Raw genomic sequence first — 20,722 nt, forward strand, 5'->3', positions numbered from 1 at the left:
TTTCATGTATCTGGCGGAGAGGGGGGATTGATTCGACGCTACGCGCCTCACCCTTCGGGCGGCTACGCCGTCCCACCGGCTGCGCCGGCGGTCGAACCCCACCGGTGCTCCTCATCCCCCCGCCGTCTCACTTCGCTGGCCATCCTGCGAACGGAAACGCTGCGAACGTTGGCCCATGAAAAAAGCCGCCCGGAGGCGGCTTTTTTCATGTATCTGGCGGAGAGGGGGGGATTCGAACCCCCGAGGCGCTATAAACGCCTGCCTGATTTCGAGTCAGGTACATTCAACCGCTCTGCCACCTCTCCAGATGGTCCCGGCGAACCGGGGTGCGAATGATAAGGGGCATTGCCAGCGTCGACAAGCGCTTTGTTGTCAGCCGTGCATTTCCGCCACATCCCGCCACCTTTCCGGGAGCTGGCCGCAGCAACGCCCGACGCTTGCCGTCCATCTCCATGAACGCGATGATGCGTTGCCATCCCGCTCACACTCAGCCCGTTCGGGCATCCATGATCGAATTCGGACATCTCAGCCATGTTGGCCTGCGTCGCCAGCTCAACGAGGACACCTATTACGGTGACGGCGAGCTTGGCCTCTGGCTGGTCGCCGATGGCATGGGCGGCCACGCCTGCGGCGAGGTGGCCAGCGCGCTGGCACGGGAAACCATCGTGCGCGAAGTCCGCAATGGCACCCCGCTCGAACAGGCCATCCGCATCGCCGATGAGGAAATCATCCGCACTTCGCGCCGTCGCAACGACAGCCTGCCGATGGGCACCACCGTGGTGGCCGCACGCGTGCAGGGCAACCGTTTCGAAGTGGCCTGGGTTGGTGACAGCCGCGCCTATTTGTGGCGCGACGGCAAGCTGGCCCAGCTGAGCCAGGACCACAGCTATGTGCAGGAACTGATCGCCCAGGGCACGCTCACCGCCGAACAGGCCCGCGCCCATCCGCACCGCAACGTGGTCACCCAGGCACTGGGCGTCACCGACCCGGCCCACCTCAACGTGGCCACGATGACCGGCGAACTGCGCCCGGGCATGCAGCTGCTGCTGTGCAGTGATGGCCTGACCGAAGAAGTGGACGACCTCAACCTCACCCAGACCCTGGGCCATGCCGACTGCAGCGCGCAGGAATGCGTGGACACACTGATTGCAGCCGCACTCGATGGCGGCGGCTCGGACAACGTCACCGTGGTGCTGGTGCGCTGCCACTGACCGCAGGACTGATTGCAGCCGTAGGAGCGCCTTCAGGCGCGAAGCCACCGATGTTCACGCTCGATGCGCCGCCCGTCATCGCAGCCGGCTCACTGCATCTGCTGTTCGACTGACGCATCCACCGCCACGAGCTTCGCGGCCAAGGCCGCTCCTACGTGCGGCCGGGAAGAAGACTCAAGCGGTTTCGGACGGCTCTGGCGCGCGCTCACCGTCCCACCAGGCGTGACCGCCCTTCTTGCGCAGCCGGGCAAGCCGCGCTTCGTGCGCTTCCAGCTCCGATGCCGTCGCCACCACCCGTGGGCGCGGCAGCAGCACCGACGCATCAAACGCCTCCACCACATTGGCAGCATTGGTCATCTCCGCTTCCGGCTGACCAAAGCCGATCTCTTCCTGTCCGGACGTCAGCGCGATATAGACGTCGGCCAGAATCTGCGCATCGAGCAGGCCGCCGTGCAGTTGTCGATGCGAGTTGTCCACGCCCAGCCGGCGGCACAATGCATCCAACGAGTTGCGCTGGCCGGGGAAACGCTCGCGCGCCATCGCCAACGTATCGGTGACGGTCACCCGCTCTGCCAGGCGGCCCCTGCCGAGCAGTGTCATCTCGTTTTCGAGAAAGCCCATGTCGAACGAGGCGTTGTGGATGATCAGCTCGGCGCCGTCCACATAGGCCAGGAACTCATCGACGACTTCCTCGAAGCGCGGCTTGTCGGCCAGGAAGTCCAGGCTCAGGCCGGTCACTTCGGCCGCGCCGGCCTCGAAATCGCAGTCCGGCTTCAGGTAACGATGGAAGTTGTTGCCGCTGGGGCGGCGCTCAAGCAGCTCCACGCAGCCGATTTCGACCACCCGGTTGCCCTTCTTCCATTCCAGGCCGGTGGTTTCGGTATCAAGAACGATCTGGCGCATGGTCTACCTCAGTTGCTTGCCGCGCCATCGCGCGCACGGATGGCTGCATCACGGGCCAATTGGTCCACGCGCTCGTTGTCCGGGTCGCCATTGTGGCCCTTCACCCAGCGCCACTCGATCTGGTGCCGTTGGGTGGCGGTGTGCAGGCGTTCCCACAGGTCGCGGTTCTTGACCGGGTCACCGCCAGCGGTCTTCCAGTTGCGTCGCACCCAGCCCGACATCCACTCGGTGATGCCTTGCCGCACGTACTGCGAATCGGTCTGCAGCATGATGTTGCACGGCTCGCTGAGCGCCTCCAGCCCGGCGATGGCCGCCATCAGCTCCATGCGGTTGTTGGTGGTGTGGGCTTCGCCGCCGGTGAGTTCGCGCTCATGCGCGTTGTAGCGCAGCAACGCAGCCCAACCGCCCGGCCCGGGATTGCCGAGGCAGGCGCCATCGGTATGTATTTCAATTGACTTCATGTGCTTCCGTTGGTGATTCAGGTCGCCATCGGCCGGCGCCAGCCTACCTGGCTGGCTTTGATCGGCCCGATCAACGCCTCGGTTCGTTTTTCCGCTTCCAGCACGCACAACGCGCGCAGTGCCGACAATGTCGTTCCCGCCGTTCCACCGGATGGACTCCACAGCGGCCCGTGGTGCCCGATTGAATGACAGCGCAGCCCCTGACGCTTCAGCAGCACGCGCGTGCGCGCCACCGATACGGGTCGCGCGCCCTGAAGTTGCCAGTGCGCGCGATACGGGCTGTAACGGTTGAGCACGGTCATCCACAACCGGCCACCGGGCATCAGCACCCGCGCGCATTCGGCCAGCAACGGCGCCAGGTCGGCCGGCTCGGCGTGCTGGATGACGATGGCGTTGACCGCTTCGGCAGGCAAAGGCAGGGGCAGCCCACAGCGCAGGTCGCCGCGCCATTCGCGCCCATCCGGCATCCGATGCAGGCGCATGCCGCGCCCAGGCGGTGCCTGTTCGGGCAGCCAGACCGGGCTGGGCGCCAGCCACAACCAAGGCTGGGCCGGCACGCTGCGCAGCCGTTCCAGCAGGTGCTTGTGTTCCCAATCCCGGATCGTCAGCGCGCCAACCATCTCAAACCATGGCGAGACTGCGGCTTGACGGGGGGACGGGGCGGCAGGCATTTTGCAATTCTATGCGACTGACCGCCCTGCCTGCATTCCAGGACAACTACATCTGGGTGCTGCAAGCACCCGATGGCCCTGCCGTCCTCGTCGATCCGGGCCAGGCCGCGCCGGTGCTTGAAGCGGCCGACCAAGGCCTGCAACCGGCTGCCATCCTGCTCACCCACCACCACGACGACCACATCGGCGGCGTGGCCGAGTTACGCCGGCGCTGGCCGCAGCTGCCGGTGTTCGCGCCGGAGGATGAACGCATCGCTCTGGATTGTGAACGGGTGACCGAAGGTGACCGGGTACAATTGCCCGGCTTCGCGTTCAACGTACTGGCCGTTCCCGGCCATACCCGGAGCCACATCGCCTACCTTGGCCACGACCATCTGTTCTGTGGCGACACGCTGTTCAGCCTGGGCTGTGGACGCATGTTTGAAGGTACGCCCGCCCAGATGTTGGCCTCGCTGCGGCGACTGGCCTCCCTGCCCCCACAGACACAGGTCTGCTGCGGGCACGAATACACGCTGGCCAATGCCGTGTTCGCGCGGCATGTCGATCCCACCAACGCGGCATTGCAACGCCGCCAGAAGGAAGCTCAGGACATGCGCAGCCGTTCCCGTCCTACTGTTCCGGCCGTATTGGCCAGTGAACTTCAATGCAACCCATTCCTGCGTACCGGCGATGCCCACATCGTCGAGGCAGTTGCCGCGCGCCTTGGGCGCGCGCCCACCGACGAGGTGGAAGTGTTCGCCGAATTGCGGCGGTGGAAAGACGGTTTCCGCACGTGAGGCGGCATGGTCTTTCGCTGGCGCTGGGGTTGTTGCTCGGCGCCGGCAGCACCGTTGCCAGCGGGCAGTCACTGCCCACCAGCAGCGGCCTGACCCAGAACGTGGCCGCCCTGGGCGCCTTGCCGGTAGATCCGGCATCGCTGCCGCCGGCCACCACCCGCAACGGCCGCGAGATCTTCGCCAGCTTCCGCGAAGGCCTGGCGGCGCCGCAGTGTGATGCCGAGGCCACAAGCCCCCGCTGGCGCAAGCAGTTCGCCCACGCGCCTGCACGCCTGGGCAATGTCGAAGACGACGCGTTGCCGCTGTTCGGCTATGTGGTCGATGAGCTGCGTGCGGCCGGTCTGCCGACCGAGTTCGCGCTTATTCCGTTCGTGGAAAGCGGCTATCGCCCCGGAGCCCGCAACGCCAGCGGCCCGGCCGGGCTGTGGCAGTTCATCGCCACCACAGCGCGCAACCACCGCGTGCCGATGGAAAAGGGTTATGACGGGCGCCTCTCGCCGGTGGATTCCACCCGCGCGGCCGTGCGTTACCTGAAAACACTGCACGGCATGTTCGCCGGTGACTGGCAACTGGCGGTGATGGCCTACAACGCCGGCGAGTACCGCATCCTGCAGGCCCTCCGTCGCGGTGGCATGAACGCCCAGAACGCCCGCGCCGCCGAGCTGCCCGGCCTGTCCCCCATCACCTACGCCTACGTGGAGAAGCTGCACGCGCTTGCCTGCGTGCTGGAACAGGCCGAGACCGAGCCGGACATGATGGCCTCGCTCAACCGGCCGGTTCCGATTCTGAAAGGACACACGCTGCCGGCCAACACCTCGCTGACCGCCTGGTCATCGCAGAACGCACTGGAACCGGCCCGCATCGCCCGCCTCAATCCGGCGGTGAGCGGCAGCCGCGCCGGTACGCGTGTGCTGGCACCGGCCCTGGTCGGCGGCGGCACCGAACCGCCGGTCGAAGCCCTGGTCGCCATCAGCGACAGTCCGCCCCAGCCGACCCAGACCAGGACCCCTGCACCGGTCCGCACGGTGGCCGCAGCCAGCGGCGCGCGTCGGCATACGGTCCGCAACGGCGAGTCGGCCTGGACCATTGCTCGTCGCTACGGCATTTCGGTCAAGACCTTGCTGTCATCCAACAATCTCGATGCCCGCGCGATCCTCAAGCCGGGCATGGTGCTGCGCTTCGAAGAAGCGCGCTGAGATCACTCTCTGGAAGCAACCTGGAAAGCCCGGCACCCGCCGGGCTTTCTGTTTATCGGTTGTCATTCCGACAGCGGCGCTGTGGCTGGGATGCAGCCCAGCGTATTCCCGGGCTTGCCGGCCAACATCCGACACGGGATGCCGGGGCTTTGTCCCCGCCTGCGTCTCCGCTCCGTAGTGTCGAGCCACGCTCGGCAGCGACGTTCCCGATAGCGCCCAACGTCGACACGGCTCCTGCCCCGCGCCGACGCGGCTTCCAGATCACGTCGAGCCCGTGCTGTCAGACAAAAAAAAAGCCCGGTCAGACGACCGGGCTTTTTCTGTAACCAAACGCGTTCGATCAGAGCTGGCTTTCCTGCACCTGCACCTTGAAGTGCTTGCGCATGCCATCGACGTACGCCTTGGCCGCAGCGGCGCCATCGATCTGACTCAACTGCTGCTTGAGCATCTGCTGCTGCTGTTCCGGCACTTCGGCGATATTGCCCGGCGTGACCTTGGTCAGCGCGAACACCGCATAACGACCGCCTTCCACTTCCACCTTGCCGTAGCTGGGCTTGTCGCCCGCCGGCGGTGCCGCGCTGAACACCGCACGGTTGGCTTCGGCGCTCGGCATCGGCGCACCACGCGGCAGGCCCGGCATCGGCAGCAACTGCAGCTTGTCTTCCTGTGCCAGTGCCGACAGCGTCTGGCCAGCGGCCAACTTGGCCAGCAATGCATCGGCAGCCTTCTTGGAGGCTTCCTCGGCACGGTTCGCGCGCACTGCCGCGATCACCTGCTCACGCGCCTTTTCCAGCGGAATCGCCTGCTCCGGCGTATGTGCGGTGACGCGGATCATCACGTTGTGGTTGGGCGCGATCTCGATCGGGTCGCTGACCGTGCCGTCTTCCACCAGCGCATCGGAGAACGCCGCACGCAGCACGGCCGGAGTGGCGGCAATGCCACTGGCAGTGGCGCGGGTGAACGGCCCCATGGTCTGCACCGGCACGCCCACTTCCTTGGCCGCCGGTTCCAGCGCGGTCGGGTTCTTGTAGACCAGGTCGACCAGACGGCCGCTGAGTTCGTTGAAGGCGCGCTCGCTGTCGGCCTGCAACTGCTCGGCGGCCAGCTGGTCACGCACTTCCTCGAACGGACGGCCTTCGCCGCCCTTGATCTCGCGCAGCATCAGCACGTGATAGCCGAACTCGGTCTTGACCGGACCGGTGATCTCGCCAGCCTTCATCGCGAACAGTGCGTCCTCGAACGGCTTGACCATCACGCCCTTTTCCACCCAGCCCAGGTCGCCACCGGCTTCCTTGGAACCCGGGTCGTCCGAATTGGCCTTGGCCAGCGCGGCGAAGTCGGCACCCGGCAGCTTGGCGTCGGCCGCCAGCTTGTTGGCCTTGGCTTCGGCGGCCTTCTGCGAGGCTTCATCGCTGCTGGCACTGATCAGGATGTGCGATGCCAGGCGCTGGTCCGGTGCGACAAAACGCACCTTCTCGTCTTCATAGCGCTTGCGCAGCGTTGCTTCATCGGCCGGCGTCGCAGCCGGCAGGCTGGCCGCGTTGAGTTCCACGTATTCGATGGACACGCTCTCCGGCTGCAGGAAATCCTTCGCGTGGCCGTCGTACCACTGCTTGATTTCAGCATCGCTGACCGGCGCGGTATCGACTTCGGCCGGCGGCAGCAACGCGAACTCGACGTCACGGGTTTCACCCAACAGCTTCAGCATGCGCTCGGCTTCACCCTTGGTGGCAAAGCCCGACTCGGCCAACGCGGTGGGAATGATCGACTGCTGCAGGCTGGTGCGGACCACCTGCTCGAACATCGCCGGCGTACGCGGCGGCATGCTCTGCGCCAGCACCATGCGGTACTGGTCCGGATCGAACTTGCCGTCGCGCTGGAACGCCTCGATGCCGTTGATGTAGTCGCGCACGGCCTTGTCGCCGATGACAACGTGTGCCTGCTCGGCGGCCAGGCGAACCACCTGCTCGTCCACCAGCTGGTCCAGGACGGCGAGCTTGTTCTCGGTCGTCTCGAACTCACGCGGATCGAAGTTGTCGCCCTGCTGCTCGCGTGCAGCCATGCGCGCCTGCTCGAAACGCGTGCGGAAATCCTCGACGCTGATTTCGTGGTGGCTCCACAGGAACGACACCGGCCACCAGGACGGCGCCGAACGCCACCATGTCGGCGGCGCCGATACCTTGGCCACATTCTGCGAACCGACGCCACCAAGGTAGCTGTTGTCGATCACGAACAGGAACGGGATCATCAACAGGCCCACGATCACGGTAACGATCCAGCCTGAGGTCTTGTCGCGAAGTTTCTGCAGCATGGGAAAAATCAGGGCCTATTGGCGAGCCGGGCAGTGTAACCCGCTTCCCGCCCGAGTCCCAACCGGGCCAGTCCGGGCTTGGGCTACAAAGAAAAAGCCCCCGGCTTGCGCCGAGGGCTTTGAGACAACTGGCGGAGCGGACGGGACTCGAACCCGCGACCTCCGGCGTGACAGGCCAGCATTCTAACCAGCTGAACTACCGCTCCACGTTTTGACTCGACCACCACCGGAAACCCGATGATGCGCACTCCGAAGAGTGACTGGAAAAATGGCGGAGCGGACGGGACTCGAACCCGCGACCTCCGGCGTGACAGGCCAGCATTCTAACCAGCTGAACTACCGCTCCGCATTTAACCTTTTTTGTTTTCTCTCAACCCTGGGGCCTTGAGAAAACAACGCCCCCGATTGCTCAGGGGCGCGTATGAAGTGGCGGAGCGGACGGGACTCGAACCCGCGACCTCCGGCGTGACAGGCCAGCATTCTAACCAGCTGAACTACCGCTCCACTTTCAATACTGCTCGTTGGTGCTTTTGGTGGGTGCTGAGGGTTTCGAACCCCCGACCCTCTCCGTGTAAGGGAGACGCTCTACCACTGAGCTAAGCACCCCCGGTGAGCCGCTTAGTTTACAGCGTCCTTCAGGGCTTTACCAGCCTTGAAGGCAGGATTTTTTGCAGCGGCGATCTTGATCTCTTCGCCGGTCTTCGGGTTGCGGCCAGTGCGCTCTGCGCGCTCGCGAACCTGGAACGTACCGAAGCCCACCAGAGTCACGGCATCACCCTTCTTCAGGGCCTTGGTGATCTCGGCGATGACAGCGTCAACTGCACGGCCAGCTTCGGCCTTGGACAGGTCAGCAGCAGCGGCAACGCCATCAATCAATTCGGTCTTGTTCATTCTGTAAAACTCCCTTTGCGGCGAATCCGCGAAATAGTTGGGGTGGTCTTCGCATGCTGGAAGACTGCGATGACCGGAAGATCCTTGAAACACGTCAGCTGCAGATCAGCAGGTACGTGAGTCGCACTTTTATACCAGCGCCCCCCTACCCACGCAAGCTGAAAAGCCAGCAATGACGCGGGTTTTGGGGGATTTTGCGTTCACACTTCAATGCTTGACGCGCGCGGCCGGAGTTGACTTGGACTTGCCGCGCACAGTGACGCGCTGCGCACTCTTGCGTGCCTTCGGCGCCGCCAGCGGCGACTCAAGCGCGATATCCAGCACTTCGTCGATCCACTTCACCGGCAGGATCTTCAAACCATCGGTGACATTGGCCGGAATGTCGGCCAGATCCTTGCGGTTCTCCTCCGGGATGATCACCGTGCGCACGCCGCCACGCAGCGCGGCCAGCAGTTTTTCCTTCAGGCCACCGATGGCGGTGACGCGCCCGCGCAGGGTGATTTCGCCGGTCATCGCCACCTCCGCCTTGACCGGCACCTTGGTCAAGGTGGAAACCAGAGAGGTCACCATCGCGATACCGGCACTCGGGCCATCCTTGGGCGTAGCGCCATCGGGCACATGCAGGTGGACGTCGTGCTTCTGCAGGAAATCCACGTCGATGCCCAATGCCTCGGCGCGTGCACGCACCACCGACAGCGCCGCCGTCGCCGATTCCTTCATCACGTTGCCGAGCTGGCCGGTCAGCGTCACCGCGCCCTTGCCCGGAATCAACGTCGATTCGATCTGCAGCAGGTCGCCGCCCACTTCGGTCCAGGCCAGGCCGGTAACCAGGCCGATCTCGTTCTCTTCCTCGGCGCGGCCGAAGTCGAAACGACGCACGCCCAGGTACTTGTCCAGGTTCTTGCCGTCGACCACCACCAGCGCCTTGGGCTTTTTCGCGCTCTTCTTGGCGGCCTTCTTCACCGGCTGCGGGCCGGCCAGCGCGATTTCCTTGACCACCTTGCGGCAGATCTTGGCCACTTCGCGCTCAAGGTTACGCACACCGGATTCGCGCGTGTAATAACGCACGATGTCGCGGATCGCATCTTCCTCGATCGCCAACTCCTCCGGCTTCAGGCCGTTGGCCTTGAGCTGCTTGGGCACCAGGTAACGCGTGGCGATGTTGAGCTTCTCGTCCTCGGTGTAACCGGGGATGCGGATCACTTCCATGCGGTCCAGCAGCGGGCCGGGGATGTTGAGCGAGTTGGACGTCGCCACGAACATCACTTCGCTCAGGTCCAGGTCCACTTCCAGGTAGTGATCGTTGAAGGCGTTGTTCTGCTCGGGATCGAGCACTTCCAGCAGCGCCGAGGACGGATCGCCACGGAAGTCCATCGACATCTTGTCGATTTCATCCAGCACGAACAGCGGGTTCTTGCTGCCGACCTTGTTGAGGTTCTGCACGATGCGGCCCGGCATCGAACCGACATACGTACGGCGATGACCACGGATCTCGGCTTCGTCGCGCACGCCGCCCAGCGACATGCGCACGAACTTGCGGTTGGTGGCCTTGGCGATGGACTGACCCAGCGAGGTCTTGCCCACGCCCGGCGGCCCGACCAGGCACAGGATCGGCCCCTTCATCTGCTTCACGCGCGACTGCACGGCGAGATATTCGAGGATGCGGTCCTTGACCTTGTCCAGACCGTAATGATCGGCATCGAGCGTGTCCTGCGCGGCCTTCAGGTCCTTGCGCACCTTGGTGCGCTTCTTCCACGGCACACCCAGCAGCCAGTCCAGATAGTTGCGCACCACGGCCGCTTCGGCGGACATCGGCGACATCTGCTTGAGCTTGTTGAGTTCGGCCTTGGCCTTGGTTTCCACCGGCTTGGGCATGCCGGCTTCGGCGATCTTGCGGGCCAGCTCGTCCAGCTCGCCCGGCGCGTCGTCCAGGTCACCCAGTTCTTTCTGGATGGCCTTCATCTGTTCGTTGAGGTAGTACTCGCGCTGGCTCTTTTCCATCTGCGATTTCACGCGGCCGCGGATGCGCTTTTCCAGCTGCTGCACGTCGATTTCGCCGTCGACCAGGCCGACCAGCATTTCCAGCCGGTCACCGACCTGCAGCGTTTCCAGCAGCTTCTGCTTGTCGGCCAGGCGCACACCGATATGGGCGGCGATGGTGTCGGCCAGACGTGCCGGCTCCTCGATGCCGGCCAGGGTCTGCAACAGCTCCGGCGGCAGCTTGCGGTTGGTCTTCACGTACTGCTCGAACAGCGACATCAGCGAACGGGCAATCGCCTCGATCTCTCGCGTCTCGCGTGAATCGTCCGATTCGATTTCCTCGCCATGGCCCTGCAGCGCGCCGTCGCGCTCGTAGACCTTGTCCACGGCCACGCGCGACAGCCCTTCGACCAGCACCTTGATGGTGCCGTCAGGCAGTTTCAGCAGCTGCAGCACCTGGGCCAACGTGCCAACCGAGTACAGGTCCGCTGCCGTCGGGTCGTCGGTTTCGGCCGACTTCTGCGCGACCAGCAGGATGCGCTTGTCCGCTTCCATGGCGCGTTCCAGCGCCTGCATGGACTTGTCGCGGCCCACGAACAGCGGGATGACCATGTGCGGGAACACCACCACGTCACGCAGTGGCAGGACCGGCAGGTCGAGAACTTCGAGTTGGGACTGGGCCATGGGGGGCGGGCTCCGCTGATGTCAGGAAAGGCCGAATAAAAAAGCCGATGGCCCCGTTATGGGGCCATCGGCGGAGTGTTGCAAGAGGCGCTGAAAACTGAACCTGACTACGCGGCGGAAAGCTCAAACCGCCATGAGACTGGTTCAGTCGCCGGACGCGGCTTTGGGCGGTGCCGGCGGCGTCTGGTAGATGATGTACGGCTCGGACTTGTTCTCGATGACCGACTCGTCCACCACCACCTTGCTGACGTTTTCCTGCGACGGAAGCTCGTACATCGTGTCCAGCAGCACCGATTCGACGATGGTGCGCAGGCCACGGGCGCCGGTCTTGCGCTTGAGCGCCTTCTTGGCGATGGCCGAGAGCGCATCCGGGCGGAACTCCAGCTCCACGTTCTCCATGTCGAACAGCTTCTTGAACTGCTTGGTGATCGCGTTCTTGGGCTCGGTCAGGATCTTGATCAGCGCCGGCTCATCCAGCTCCTCCAGCGTCGCCACAACCGGCAGACGGCCGACGAACTCCGGAATCAGGCCGAACTTGATCAGATCTTCCGGCTCGACTTCAGCCAGCACCTTGCCAACTTCCTGCTTGCGCTCGGCGCTCTTGACCTTGGCACCGAAGCCGATGCTGCTGGTTTCCGAGGAACGCTGCTGGATCACCTTGTCCAGGCCGGCGAACGCGCCGCCGCAGATGAACAGGATGTTCTTGGTGTCCACCTGCAGGAATTCCTGCTGCGGATGCTTGCGACCACCCTGCGGCGGGACGCTGGCGACAGTACCTTCGATCAGCTTCAGCAGTGCCTGCTGCACGCCTTCGCCCGACACGTCACGAGTGATCGACGGGTTCTCGCTCTTGCGCGAGATCTTGTCGATTTCATCGATGTAGACGATGCCCTGCTGCGCCTTCTCGACGTCGTAGTCGCACTTCTGCAGCAGCTTCTGGATGATGTTTTCCACGTCCTCGCCCACGTAACCGGCTTCGGTCAGCGTGGTCGCATCGGCCATGGTGAACGGCACGTTGAGCAGGCGTGCCAGCGTTTCGGCCAGCAGCGTCTTGCCCGAACCGGTCGGACCGACCAGCAGGATGTTGGACTTGGACAGCTCGACTTCGTCGCTCTTCTGACGGCTTTCGATGCGCTTGTAATGGTTGTAGACAGCCACCGCCAGCGTGCGCTTGGCACGGTTCTGGCCGATGACGTACTGGTCCAGGACTTCGAGGATCTCGCGCGGCTTGGGCAGCGAGCTGCGCGCCGACTGCGCCTTTTCCTCGAGTTCTTCACGGATGATGTCGTTGCACAGCTCCACGCATTCATCACAGATGAACACGCTCGGGCCCGCGATCAGCTTGCGTACCTCGTGCTGACTCTTGCCGCAGAACGAGCAGTACAGGATCTTGCCGCTGCTGCTGTCCCCGGAACGACCTTGCCGGTCTTCGCTCATGCTTCGCTTACCCAGTTGCTTCCCCCTATGAACAGGGGGTTCGATTTCGAGAATAGCACAGGGCCGGATGGACGCCAGTCCAGTTCCGACCCTGCAAAAAATGCCGTGTTTTCGGCCACTTGCACCATCAAGACGCTTGGATCGTCTCTTCCGGACGACGTTCCAGCACCTGGTCCACCAGGCCATAGGCCTTGGCGTCGAACGCGCTCTTGAAATTGTCGCGCTCGGTGTCGCGTGCAATGGTCTCCAGCGGCTGGCCGGTGTGCTTGGCCATCACTTCGTTCAGGCGCGAACGCAGGGTCAGGATTTCACGGGCATGGATGTCGATGTCCGTGGCCTGGCCCTGGAATCCGCCCAGCGGCTGGTGGATCATCACCCGCGAGTTCGGCAGCGCGTAACGCTTGCCCGGTGCGCCAGCTGCCAGCAGCAGCGCGCCCATCGAAGCAGCCTGACCGATGCAGGTGGTGCTCACGTCCGGCCGGATGTACTGCATGGTGTCGTAGATCGCCATGCCGGCGGTCACCACGCCACCGGGCGAGTTGATGTAGATGTTGATTTCCTTTTCCGGGTTTTCCGATTCAAGGAACAACAACTGGGCCACGATCAGGTTCGCCATGTGATCGTCGATCGGCCCGACCAGGAAAATCAGGCGCTCCTTGAGCAGGCGCGAATAGATGTCGTAGGCGCGCTCGCCACGGGCGGTCTGCTCGACCACCATCGGAACCATGTTCAGGGCTTTGGTTCGGTTGTCCATTTCGTGAGGCACCTGTCTTGGAGGGGTACGCCCCGCGCCGAGGCGCGGGGATCAAACGACCACCAGCTTACTGGCGGATGGCTTCCTGGAACGTCAACGCCTGCTCGGTGTGCTGGGCACGCTCGGCGATCCAGTCGATGACCTGCTCTTCCATCACGCGGTTCTGCAGGCCAGCCATGAGCTGGGGATCATTGCGGTACATCTCAATGACCTGCTCCGGCTCTTCGTAGGTCGAAGCGATCAGGCGCATGGTTTCGTTCAGGCGCTTGGGGTCCAGGCGCAGCTCGTTCTTGCGGGCCACTTCGCCGACCAGCAGGCCGACCAGCACGCGCTTGCCAGCGGCGTCCTTGAAGCCTTCGTGGGCATCGGCCGGGATTTCGCCCGGGTTGCCGCCCTGGCGACGGATGGCGTCAACCTGCTGGGCCAGCATGGAGCGGGCTTCGTTCTCGACCAGACGCGGCGGCAGTTCCACCGAGGAATAGGCGGCGATCAGCTGCTCACCGACTTCGCGGCGCAGGCGGTTCATCAGCGCGCCCTTGAGCTCGCGCTCCAGGTTGGAACGGATGTCGGCGCGGAACTGCTCCACGTCGCCGTTCTTCACGCCGAAGCTCTTGATGAAGGTGGCGTCCACTTCCGGCACTTCCTGCTCGGAAACCTCGGTGACCTTGACCGTCACCTGGACCGTCTTGCCCGCCAGTGCCGGCACGCGCCAGTCAGCCGGGAACTCGACGTCCAGGGTCTTTTCCTCGCCCTTGGCCAGGCCGATCAGACCCTTTTCGATCTGCTCGAACATCATGCCCTGGCCGATGATGATGGTGCCCTTCTCGGACCCTTCAGCGGGCAGGCGCTCGTCACCGGCCTGCGACCAGGTTTCCAGGCCGACCAGGTCGCCTTCCTGGGCGCCACGGGTAACCGGCTTCCAGGTGCGGCGCTGCTGGCGCAGGTTCTCGATCATCTGATCGATGTCGGCATCGCTGATCTCAGCGGTGTGGCGGACCACAGTCAGCTTGGTCACGTCGACATCGCCGAAGTCCGGGATCAGCTCGACGGTGGCAACGAAGTCGAATTCGCCTTCACCGGCCTTGTCGATACGCGGGTTGCCGGCGATGCGCAGCTCGTGCTGGCGCAGCGCGGCGTCGAAGGTTTCACGCAGCAGGCCATCCAGTGCTTCAGCGCGCACCTGCGGCCCGAAACGCTGTTCGATCACCTTGGCCGGCACCTTGCCCGGGCGGAAGCCCTTGATACGCGCGGTACGCGCGATTTCGCCCAGACGGCCGCTGATGTGGCCCTGTAGGCGGTCTTCCGGCAGCGAGAAGCTCAGGCGGCGTTCCAGGTTGCCGGTGGATTCGATCGAAGCTTGCATGTTGACTCCTGCCACCGGTGGCGACAGCCCCGGCACGATGTGATGGTTGAAACGATTGTTAAGAGCGCCGATAACCGCCGCAGCCCTTTAGTTTGGCCGATATCGCCCGGCACCGCCAGCAGCGGCGGTCGTTCAGGGTCGAGGGCAGCACCCGGGGCGGGTGCGAGATGCCGGGCAATGGTGCGAAAGGGGGGACTCGAACCCCCACGCCTTGCGGCACTGGAACCTAAATCCAGGGCGTCTACCAATTCCGCCACTTTCGCTTTGCCGGTTCAGGGCGGCATTGTTGCAGGCAGGCGCGCAAAGCGGAAGCCGACAACGATGCGGATAAAGAAAAGCCACCGGATCGCTCCGGTGGCTTCAAATTGGTGGGCTGTCAAGGATTCGAACCTTGGACCTATTGATTAAGAGTCAACTGCTCTACCAACTGAGCTAACAGCCCTGAAACTCTGGGTGCGAATTCTACACCCGAAGGTGTTTATCGCACCAGCCCGAAAACACGGGACTTACATAAATAAGGAAAAAGCCGCTTGATTGCTCAAGCGGCTTCTTGATTTGGTGGGCTGTCAAGGATTCGAACCTTGGACCTATTGATTAAGAGTCAACTGCTCTACCAACTGAGCTAACAGCCCTGAAAATCAGGGGGCGAATGTTACCGCACCCTTCTTTTTTTTGAAACCCCGAATTTCACTTCGAAGCCTCTTTGTTCAGTGGGGTGGCTGAGGGGATTCGAACCCCCGACCACCGGAATCACAATCCGGTACTCTAACCAACTGAGCTACAGCCACCACTGAAAACCAACAACTTACCTACCGCTTGCGCCGATTGGCGCGCCCGACAGGAATCGAACCTGTAACCGCCGGCTTAGAAGGCCGGTGCTCTATCCAGTTGAGCTACGGGCGCTCTGAACCGGATCGTCGCACTCCGGTGCGCATCGAGTGCATCGGATGGTCGGGGTAGAGGGATTCGAACCCCCGACATCCTGCTCCCAAAGCAGGCGCGCTACCAGACTGCGCTATACCCCGGCGGTGAATCTCTCGGGTTACCCCGGAAAGGTCGGCTATTGTCGGAACTGCGGCAGTATCTGTCAACGACAATTTTCATCTTCGTGGATACGGGTATCCTTTCGCTCAGTACCCCTCTTCCTTCAGCCATGGAGCACGGCATGCGCAGCGGCAACCCAGCCCTTTCCGATTCGACCTTCCTTGATCTTGGCAGCGGCAGCGTCATCTCGCGCGGCGCCGATGCGATGACGATCAACGGCACCGTCAACAAGACCGGCATCCTGTTGCTGCTGGCGGTGCTGACGGCAGCATTTGCCTGGAACAACACGCTCACCGATACCGGCGAGCTGGCCGCCTCCGGCAAGTTGTATCTGTGGGGCGGCATGATCGTCGGCTTCATCCTGTCGCTGGTGACGATCTTCAAGAAGACCTGGGCACCGGTCAGCGCACCACTGTATGCACTGGCCGAAGGCTTCTTCCTGGGCTCGATCTCGGCCATCTACGAAGCCCGCTTCAACGGCATCGTGTTCCAGGCGGTGATCCTGACCTTCGGCACGCTGTTCGCGTTGCTTTTCGCCTATCGCAGCGGCCTGATCCGGGCCACCGAGAACTTCAAGCTGGGCGTTGTGGCTGCAACCGGCGGCATCGCGCTGGTTTACCTGGCCACCATCGTGCTGGGCATGTTCAACATCCAGATTCCCTTCATCCACGAGTCGGGCCTGATCGGCATTGGCTTCAGCCTGTTCGTGGTGGTGATCGCGGCGCTGAACCTGGTGCTGGACTTCGACTTCATCGAAAGCGGCGTGGAAGCCGGCGCTCCGAAGTACATGGAGTGGTACGGCGCGTTCGGCCTGATGGTCACGCTGGTGTGGCTGTACATCGAGTTCCTGCGCCTGCTGTCGAAGTTGCAGTCGCGCAACTGAGCACTTCGTTCGGAACTGCATGAAAGGGCGCCGCGAGGCGCCCTTTTTTTTGTGCGCGGGGCTCTGTGGACCGCGCTGGGTGGAGTGCAGTCCAGGCTTGCGGTTGTTTCACGGCGAGAGCGGCTTACCCCTCCCCAACCCTCCCCTTCGCCTTCGGCGAAAGGGAGGGAGCTGAAACACTGGCCTCGGCGACATCGCAGGCAACAAAAAACGGAGCGCTTCCGCGCTCCGTTTCTTCAACCACTGGCAATTGCCTGCTGCGATCAGATGCGGCTGGCGATGGCCTGGGCAAAGCCCATGGTGGTGCCGGTGCCGCCCAGGTCGCCGGTCAGCGAATCCTTGGCTTCCATCGTGGCGACGATGGCCTTGCGCAGGCGCTCGGCATTTTCCGGCTGACCCACGTGGTCCAGCATCTGCGCCGCTGCCAGCAGCAGTGCGACCGGATTGGCCTTGCCCTGGCCGGCGATGTCCGGTGCGGTGCCGTGCACGGCTTCAAAGATCGCCGCGTCCTTGCCGATGTTGGCACCCGGGGCCAGGCCCAGGCCGCCGACCAGACCGGCGCACAGATCGGAGATGATGTCGCCGAACAGGTTGGTGGTGACCAGGATGTCGAACTGCTCCGGACGCATCACCAGCTGCATGCAGGCGTTGTCGACGATCATTTCCTGGAACTCGATTTCCGGGTACTTGGCGGCCACTTCACGGGCCACGTCCAGGAACAGGCCCGAGGTCGACTTGATGATGTTGGCCTTGTGCACGGCGGTGACCTTCTTGCGGCCGGTGCTCTTGGCCAGCTCGAAGGCGTAACGCACGATGCGCTCGGAACCCTTGCGGGTGATGCGGGTGCCGGAGAACGCGGTCTCGCCGTCGGCCGACACTTCCTGGCCTTCGGCCAGGTAGGCGCCTTCGGTGTTCTCGCGCACCGTGATCATGTTGATGTTCTCGTAGCGCGACTTGGTGTTCGGGAACGAGATGGCCGGACGCACGTTGGCGTACAGGTCGAACTGGCGGCGCAGGGCCACGTTGATCGAGCTGAAACCGCCGCCCACCGGGGTGGTCAGCGGGCTCTTCAGGGCGACCTTGTTCTTGGTGATCGATTCCAGCGTGGAAGCCGGGATCAGTTCACCGTGCTTTTCCAGCGCGACCAGACCGGCATCGGCGAATTCGTACTGCAACCCGGCGCCGAGCTTGTCCAGCACGAACAGGGTGGCGTCCATGATTTCCGGGCCGATGCCATCGCCACGGATGACGGTGATTGTCTGCGTCATTTGTTGGTATTCCGAACAGGGAGGAGAGGTAGCGCCCGTCCGGCTGCCCGGATACCGGCGCGTTTTTAAAAGGTTTCAACTGTCAATTATGCCCGATCCAGCCCGCTCCTCCCAACTGGACCATGGTCTGGGTTCAGCCGTGATCGTGCCCGGCCGGTGCCTCGACAGCCCCGTTTTCCAGCTGGTCGAGGAAGTCCACGGCCCGGCGCAGGTGCGGGATGACGATCGAACCGCCGACCACCAGGCCGACCGAGAAGGTCTCGAAGAACTCCTCGCGGTTGACCCCGGCCTCCTTGCACTGGGCCACGTGGTAGCTGATGCAGTCATCGCAACGCAGCACCAGCGACGCCACCAGGCCCAGCAGTTCCTTGGTCTTCACGTCCAGCGCGCCGGCTTGGTAGGTCTGGGTGTCCAACGCGAAGAAGCGCCGGACCATCTGGTTGGGCTCGGCCAGGATGCGCTGGTTCATGCGCTGGCGGAATTCGGTGAATTCGGCCAGGCGGTCCTTGTCGGTCGGCTGGCTCATGCGCTCTGCCCGGCCAGCAGCGGCTCCAGCTTGCCTTCACGATGCAGGGCCATCATGTCGTCATAGCCGCCAACGTGGACGTCGCCGACGAAGATCTGCGGCACGCTGGTGCGGCGGGTGGTCGCCATCATCTTTTCGCGTGCGGCCGGGTCCAGGTCGATGCGCACCTCGGTCCAGGACTGGCCCTTGCTCTTCAGGAAATTCTTGGCCGCCACGCAGTACGGGCACACGGCGGTGGAATAAATGGTGATCTCCGGTACGCCCGGGGTGCCGCCATTGGATTCATTGCTCACAAGGAAACTCCTGACTGGAAACATTGTCTGTATATGGTAGCGGCGGATCGGTTTTCGAGACGCACCAGCGGAACACTGCGACACGGACATCAGCCGCTGCCAGCCGGCTTGGCGCTGAAAACGCAGCACACGACACCCCGTCCCATTAACCTGTGCTTCACATCGTTCCACCGCTTCACCGTCATTCTCCGCTCCACTGTCATCCTCCGCCCCGCCCCAACCGGAGTAACTGCTTGCGCACGCTGCTGTTAGCCACCGCCGTCACCCTGGCCCTGGCCATCCCGCCGTCCTTCGCCGACGACACCAAGCTGCCGGACATCGGTTCGTCGGCCGGCGAGCTGCTGACTCCGGCACGGCAGGCCGAGTACGGCGGAATGATGCTGCGTGAGCTGCGCAACTACGGCTATCTGCTCGACGACCCGCTGGTGGATGACTGGCTCAACACCATGGGCACGCGACTGGGCTCCAACAGTGCCCAGCCACAACAGCGCTACACGTTCTTCATGATGAAGGACCGCCAGATCAACGCCTTCGCCACGCTGGGCGGCTACATCGGCATGAATGCCGGCCTGGTGCTGACCGCTGAGCGCGAGGACGAGGTGGCCGCGGTGCTGTCGCACGAAATCGCCCACGTCACCCAGCAGCATGTGCTGCGTGGCGTTGAGCGCGCCCAGCGCGACCAGATCCCGATCCTGCTGGGCATGCTGGCGGCGGTGGTTGCCGCGCAGCAGGCCGGTGGCAATTCTTCCGGTGACGCCACCATGGCGGCGATCACCTCCGGCATGGGCCTGATGCAGCAGCGCCAGATCAACTACACCCGCTCCAACGAATCCGAAGCCGACCGCCTGGGCATCCGCACCCTGGCGCGCAGCGGTTACGACGTGGATGCGATGGCCGGCTTCTTCGAGCGCATGTCCGCGGCGATGCGCGGCAACGAGGGTGGCTATTCCACCCCGGATTTCCTGCGCACCCACCCGGTCAACATCACCCGCATCAGCGAGGCAAAGTCGCGCGCCGAGCAGATGAAGAAGGACACGGTGCTGCTGACCACGCAGACGCCCACCGGCGTGCGCCAGGAACGGGTCAACCCGTCCGAGCCGGACGCCAGCCGCGATCCGCTGGGCAAGGGCAACCCGCTGCTACCGGGTGGATTGCAACTGTCGCTGCCCGACAGCAGCCTGCCGCGCGGCGCCACCGGCCAGTTCGACTGGGCCCGCGAACGCCTGCGCGTGCTCAGCGCGACCACTCCTTCGGAGCTGGTCCGCGAGTACGAAGGCCTCAAGCGCAGCCAGAAGGACGGCCTGACCGATGCGCAGCGCTACGGCGTCGCCATCGCCCGTCTGCGTGATGGCGGCACCGCCAGCAAGCAGGCGCTGGTGGAGCTGCAGCAGCTGGAAACCGAATACCCCGACAACCTGTGGGTGGAGCTGGCGCTGGGCGAAGCCGAATCCCGCAACGGGCTGCATGCCGAAGCCAACCGGCGCTTCGACGCGCTGCTCAAGCGTCTGCCGCAAAGCCGGCCGGTCGCGCTGACCTATGCGCGGGTACTCAACGAGCAAGGTGGCGTCGAAGCCGGCAGGCGTGCCCAGGCCATGCTGCGACCGCTGCTGGCCCGGGCCGGTGACGACGCGGTGTTCCAGGCCACCTTTGCCCGCGCCAGCGAACTGGCCGGCGACTCCAGCCGCGCCAGCGAGGCGTACGCCGAGGCCGCCTACCTGAACGGGCGCCCGGAGCAGGCGCTGATCCAGTTCCAGGCGTTGCTCAAGCAACCCGGGCTGGATTACGTGAGCCGGGCACGGGTTGATGCCCGGATCGAAACGATCATGCCCACCGTGCTGGAAATGCGCCGGCTCGGCCAGCGTGACCCGGACATGTCACGCAACTGACAGCAAACCCCGGCCGTGGCGGCAGTGACTTCCGACGCGGAGCCCCTGCGACACCCGCCGCGGACCCGCCTGCAATTACGGATGACGCCACAGTCGGAGCGCGGCGCCTGTTTGGCGGCTGAAGCCGGCCTACATACGGTAGGCCAGCTATGTCACAAACCGGTCATCAAACCGTAGTCTACTG

The 20,722-nt window shown here is 63.9% G+C and carries 17 protein-coding genes, 11 tRNA genes and 1 other RNA gene; 5 read left to right on the forward strand and 24 right to left on the reverse strand.

What is annotated here, in order from left to right:
* Window positions 1-11 precede the first annotated feature (11 nt).
* Both LR961_RS14115 and LR961_RS14120 read right to left on the reverse strand, forming a co-directional pair.
* Window positions 12-135, reverse strand: a non-coding RNA gene (locus tag LR961_RS14115) — RtT sRNA.
* 79 nt (window positions 136-214) lie between these two features.
* Window positions 215-305 (reverse strand) — tRNA-Ser (locus LR961_RS14120).
* Between the two features lie 201 nt (window positions 306-506).
* On the opposite strand from LR961_RS14120, the gene LR961_RS14125 reads away from it, so the two are divergent.
* A complete protein-coding gene (locus tag LR961_RS14125) occupies window positions 507-1,211 on the forward strand; it encodes a protein phosphatase 2C domain-containing protein (protein WP_232150538.1) in 705 nt (234 codons plus the stop codon).
* 174 nt (window positions 1,212-1,385) lie between these two features.
* Here LR961_RS14125 and dnaQ read toward each other — a convergent pair whose 3' ends face one another.
* The 3 genes from dnaQ to LR961_RS14140 are packed head-to-tail and all read right to left on the reverse strand — an operon-like array spanning window position 1,386 to window position 3,246.
* Window positions 1,386-2,114: a DNA polymerase III subunit epsilon gene (gene dnaQ / locus LR961_RS14130; RefSeq protein WP_232150539.1), complete on the reverse strand. Its 729-nt coding sequence runs from the start codon at window positions 2,112-2,114 to the stop codon at window positions 1,386-1,388.
* An 8-nt stretch (window positions 2,115-2,122) separates the two neighbouring features.
* Window positions 2,123-2,575 carry a ribonuclease HI gene (gene rnhA, locus LR961_RS14135; RefSeq protein WP_232150540.1) on the reverse strand — a complete coding sequence of 151 codons (453 nt, stop codon included), beginning with the start codon at window positions 2,573-2,575 and terminating at the stop codon, window positions 2,123-2,125.
* 17 nt (window positions 2,576-2,592) lie between these two features.
* Window positions 2,593-3,246, reverse strand: coding sequence for a class I SAM-dependent methyltransferase (locus tag LR961_RS14140; protein ID WP_232150542.1), 654 nt, complete (start codon window positions 3,244-3,246; stop codon window positions 2,593-2,595).
* Between the two features lie 11 nt (window positions 3,247-3,257).
* On the opposite strand from LR961_RS14140, the gene gloB reads away from it, so the two are divergent.
* Complete coding sequence (gene gloB, locus LR961_RS14145) at window positions 3,258-4,022, forward strand: hydroxyacylglutathione hydrolase (protein WP_232150544.1); 765 nt, start codon at window positions 3,258-3,260, stop codon at window positions 4,020-4,022.
* Window positions 4,019-5,218: a lytic transglycosylase domain-containing protein gene (locus LR961_RS14150; protein ID WP_232150545.1), complete on the forward strand. Its 1,200-nt coding sequence runs from the start codon at window positions 4,019-4,021 to the stop codon at window positions 5,216-5,218. The genes gloB and LR961_RS14150 overlap by 4 nt, the downstream gene beginning before the upstream one ends.
* 340 nt (window positions 5,219-5,558) lie before the next feature.
* On the opposite strand, the gene LR961_RS14155 is transcribed toward LR961_RS14150, so the two are convergent.
* From LR961_RS14155 to LR961_RS14230, 16 genes are all read right to left on the reverse strand, one after another.
* Entirely contained in the window at window positions 5,559-7,529 is a 1,971-nt protein-coding gene (locus tag LR961_RS14155) for a peptidylprolyl isomerase (protein WP_232150547.1), read from the reverse strand.
* A 129-nt stretch (window positions 7,530-7,658) separates the two neighbouring features.
* Window positions 7,659-7,735, reverse strand: a tRNA-Asp gene (locus tag LR961_RS14160).
* Between the two features lie 63 nt (window positions 7,736-7,798).
* A tRNA-Asp gene (locus LR961_RS14165) sits at window positions 7,799-7,875 on the reverse strand.
* Window positions 7,876-7,956: 81 nt separating this feature from the next.
* Window positions 7,957-8,033: transfer RNA gene (locus tag LR961_RS14170), tRNA-Asp, on the reverse strand.
* A 27-nt stretch (window positions 8,034-8,060) separates the two neighbouring features.
* Window positions 8,061-8,135, reverse strand: a tRNA-Val gene (locus LR961_RS14175).
* A 12-nt stretch (window positions 8,136-8,147) separates the two neighbouring features.
* Window positions 8,148-8,420 (reverse strand): HU family DNA-binding protein, encoded by a 273-nt coding sequence (locus LR961_RS14180; protein ID WP_132862574.1) that lies wholly within the window; start codon window positions 8,418-8,420, stop codon window positions 8,148-8,150.
* Window positions 8,421-8,627: 207 nt separating this feature from the next.
* The gene (gene lon / locus LR961_RS14185; protein ID WP_232150549.1) at window positions 8,628-11,084 is read right to left on the reverse strand and encodes an endopeptidase La; all 2,457 of its coding nucleotides are present in this window, start codon (window positions 11,082-11,084) and stop codon (window positions 8,628-8,630) included.
* Window positions 11,085-11,228: 144 nt separating this feature from the next.
* Window positions 11,229-12,521, reverse strand: coding sequence for an ATP-dependent Clp protease ATP-binding subunit ClpX (clpX, locus tag LR961_RS14190; RefSeq protein ID WP_232150551.1), 1,293 nt, complete (start codon window positions 12,519-12,521; stop codon window positions 11,229-11,231).
* 127 nt (window positions 12,522-12,648) lie between these two features.
* Window positions 12,649-13,275 (reverse strand): ATP-dependent Clp endopeptidase proteolytic subunit ClpP, encoded by a 627-nt coding sequence (clpP, locus tag LR961_RS14195; RefSeq protein ID WP_232150553.1) that lies wholly within the window; start codon window positions 13,273-13,275, stop codon window positions 12,649-12,651.
* Between the two features lie 67 nt (window positions 13,276-13,342).
* Window positions 13,343-14,638: a trigger factor gene (gene tig / locus LR961_RS14200; RefSeq protein ID WP_232150554.1), complete on the reverse strand. Its 1,296-nt coding sequence runs from the start codon at window positions 14,636-14,638 to the stop codon at window positions 13,343-13,345.
* A gap of 178 nt (window positions 14,639-14,816) precedes the next feature.
* Window positions 14,817-14,901 (reverse strand) — tRNA-Leu (locus LR961_RS14205).
* 103 nt (window positions 14,902-15,004) lie between these two features.
* A tRNA-Lys gene (locus LR961_RS14210) sits at window positions 15,005-15,080 on the reverse strand.
* A gap of 114 nt (window positions 15,081-15,194) precedes the next feature.
* Window positions 15,195-15,270: transfer RNA gene (locus LR961_RS14215), tRNA-Lys, on the reverse strand.
* 79 nt (window positions 15,271-15,349) lie between these two features.
* Window positions 15,350-15,426: transfer RNA gene (locus tag LR961_RS14220), tRNA-His, on the reverse strand.
* A gap of 38 nt (window positions 15,427-15,464) precedes the next feature.
* A tRNA-Arg gene (locus tag LR961_RS14225) sits at window positions 15,465-15,541 on the reverse strand.
* Window positions 15,542-15,586: 45 nt separating this feature from the next.
* Window positions 15,587-15,663 (reverse strand) — tRNA-Pro (locus LR961_RS14230).
* Between the two features lie 140 nt (window positions 15,664-15,803).
* Here LR961_RS14230 and LR961_RS14235 point away from each other — a divergent pair.
* On the forward strand, window positions 15,804-16,565 hold the full coding sequence (locus LR961_RS14235) for a Bax inhibitor-1/YccA family protein (RefSeq protein WP_232150556.1): 762 nt from the start codon (window positions 15,804-15,806) through the stop codon (window positions 16,563-16,565).
* A gap of 263 nt (window positions 16,566-16,828) precedes the next feature.
* On the opposite strand, the gene LR961_RS14240 is transcribed toward LR961_RS14235, so the two are convergent.
* The 3 genes from LR961_RS14240 to grxC all read right to left on the reverse strand — a co-directional run bounded on the left by LR961_RS14240 (window position 16,829) and on the right by grxC (window position 18,652).
* A complete protein-coding gene (locus LR961_RS14240; RefSeq protein ID WP_232150558.1) occupies window positions 16,829-17,833 on the reverse strand; it encodes an isocitrate dehydrogenase in 1,005 nt (334 codons plus the stop codon).
* A gap of 133 nt (window positions 17,834-17,966) precedes the next feature.
* The gene (locus LR961_RS14245; RefSeq protein WP_232150560.1) at window positions 17,967-18,359 is read right to left on the reverse strand and encodes a carboxymuconolactone decarboxylase family protein; all 393 of its coding nucleotides are present in this window, start codon (window positions 18,357-18,359) and stop codon (window positions 17,967-17,969) included.
* Window positions 18,356-18,652, reverse strand: coding sequence for a glutaredoxin 3 (gene grxC / locus LR961_RS14250; protein ID WP_232150562.1), 297 nt, complete (start codon window positions 18,650-18,652; stop codon window positions 18,356-18,358). Before grxC ends, LR961_RS14245 begins: the two co-directional genes overlap by 4 nt.
* A 233-nt stretch (window positions 18,653-18,885) precedes the next feature.
* Here grxC and LR961_RS14255 point away from each other — a divergent pair, with 233 nt between their 5' ends.
* Window positions 18,886-20,538: a M48 family metalloprotease gene (locus tag LR961_RS14255; protein WP_232150564.1), complete on the forward strand. Its 1,653-nt coding sequence runs from the start codon at window positions 18,886-18,888 to the stop codon at window positions 20,536-20,538.
* Window positions 20,539-20,722 lie beyond the last annotated feature (184 nt).

Origin of the sequence: Stenotrophomonas sp. SY1, from assembly GCF_021202945.1 — a bacterium.
Classification (GTDB): Bacteria; Pseudomonadota; Gammaproteobacteria; order Xanthomonadales; family Xanthomonadaceae; genus Stenotrophomonas.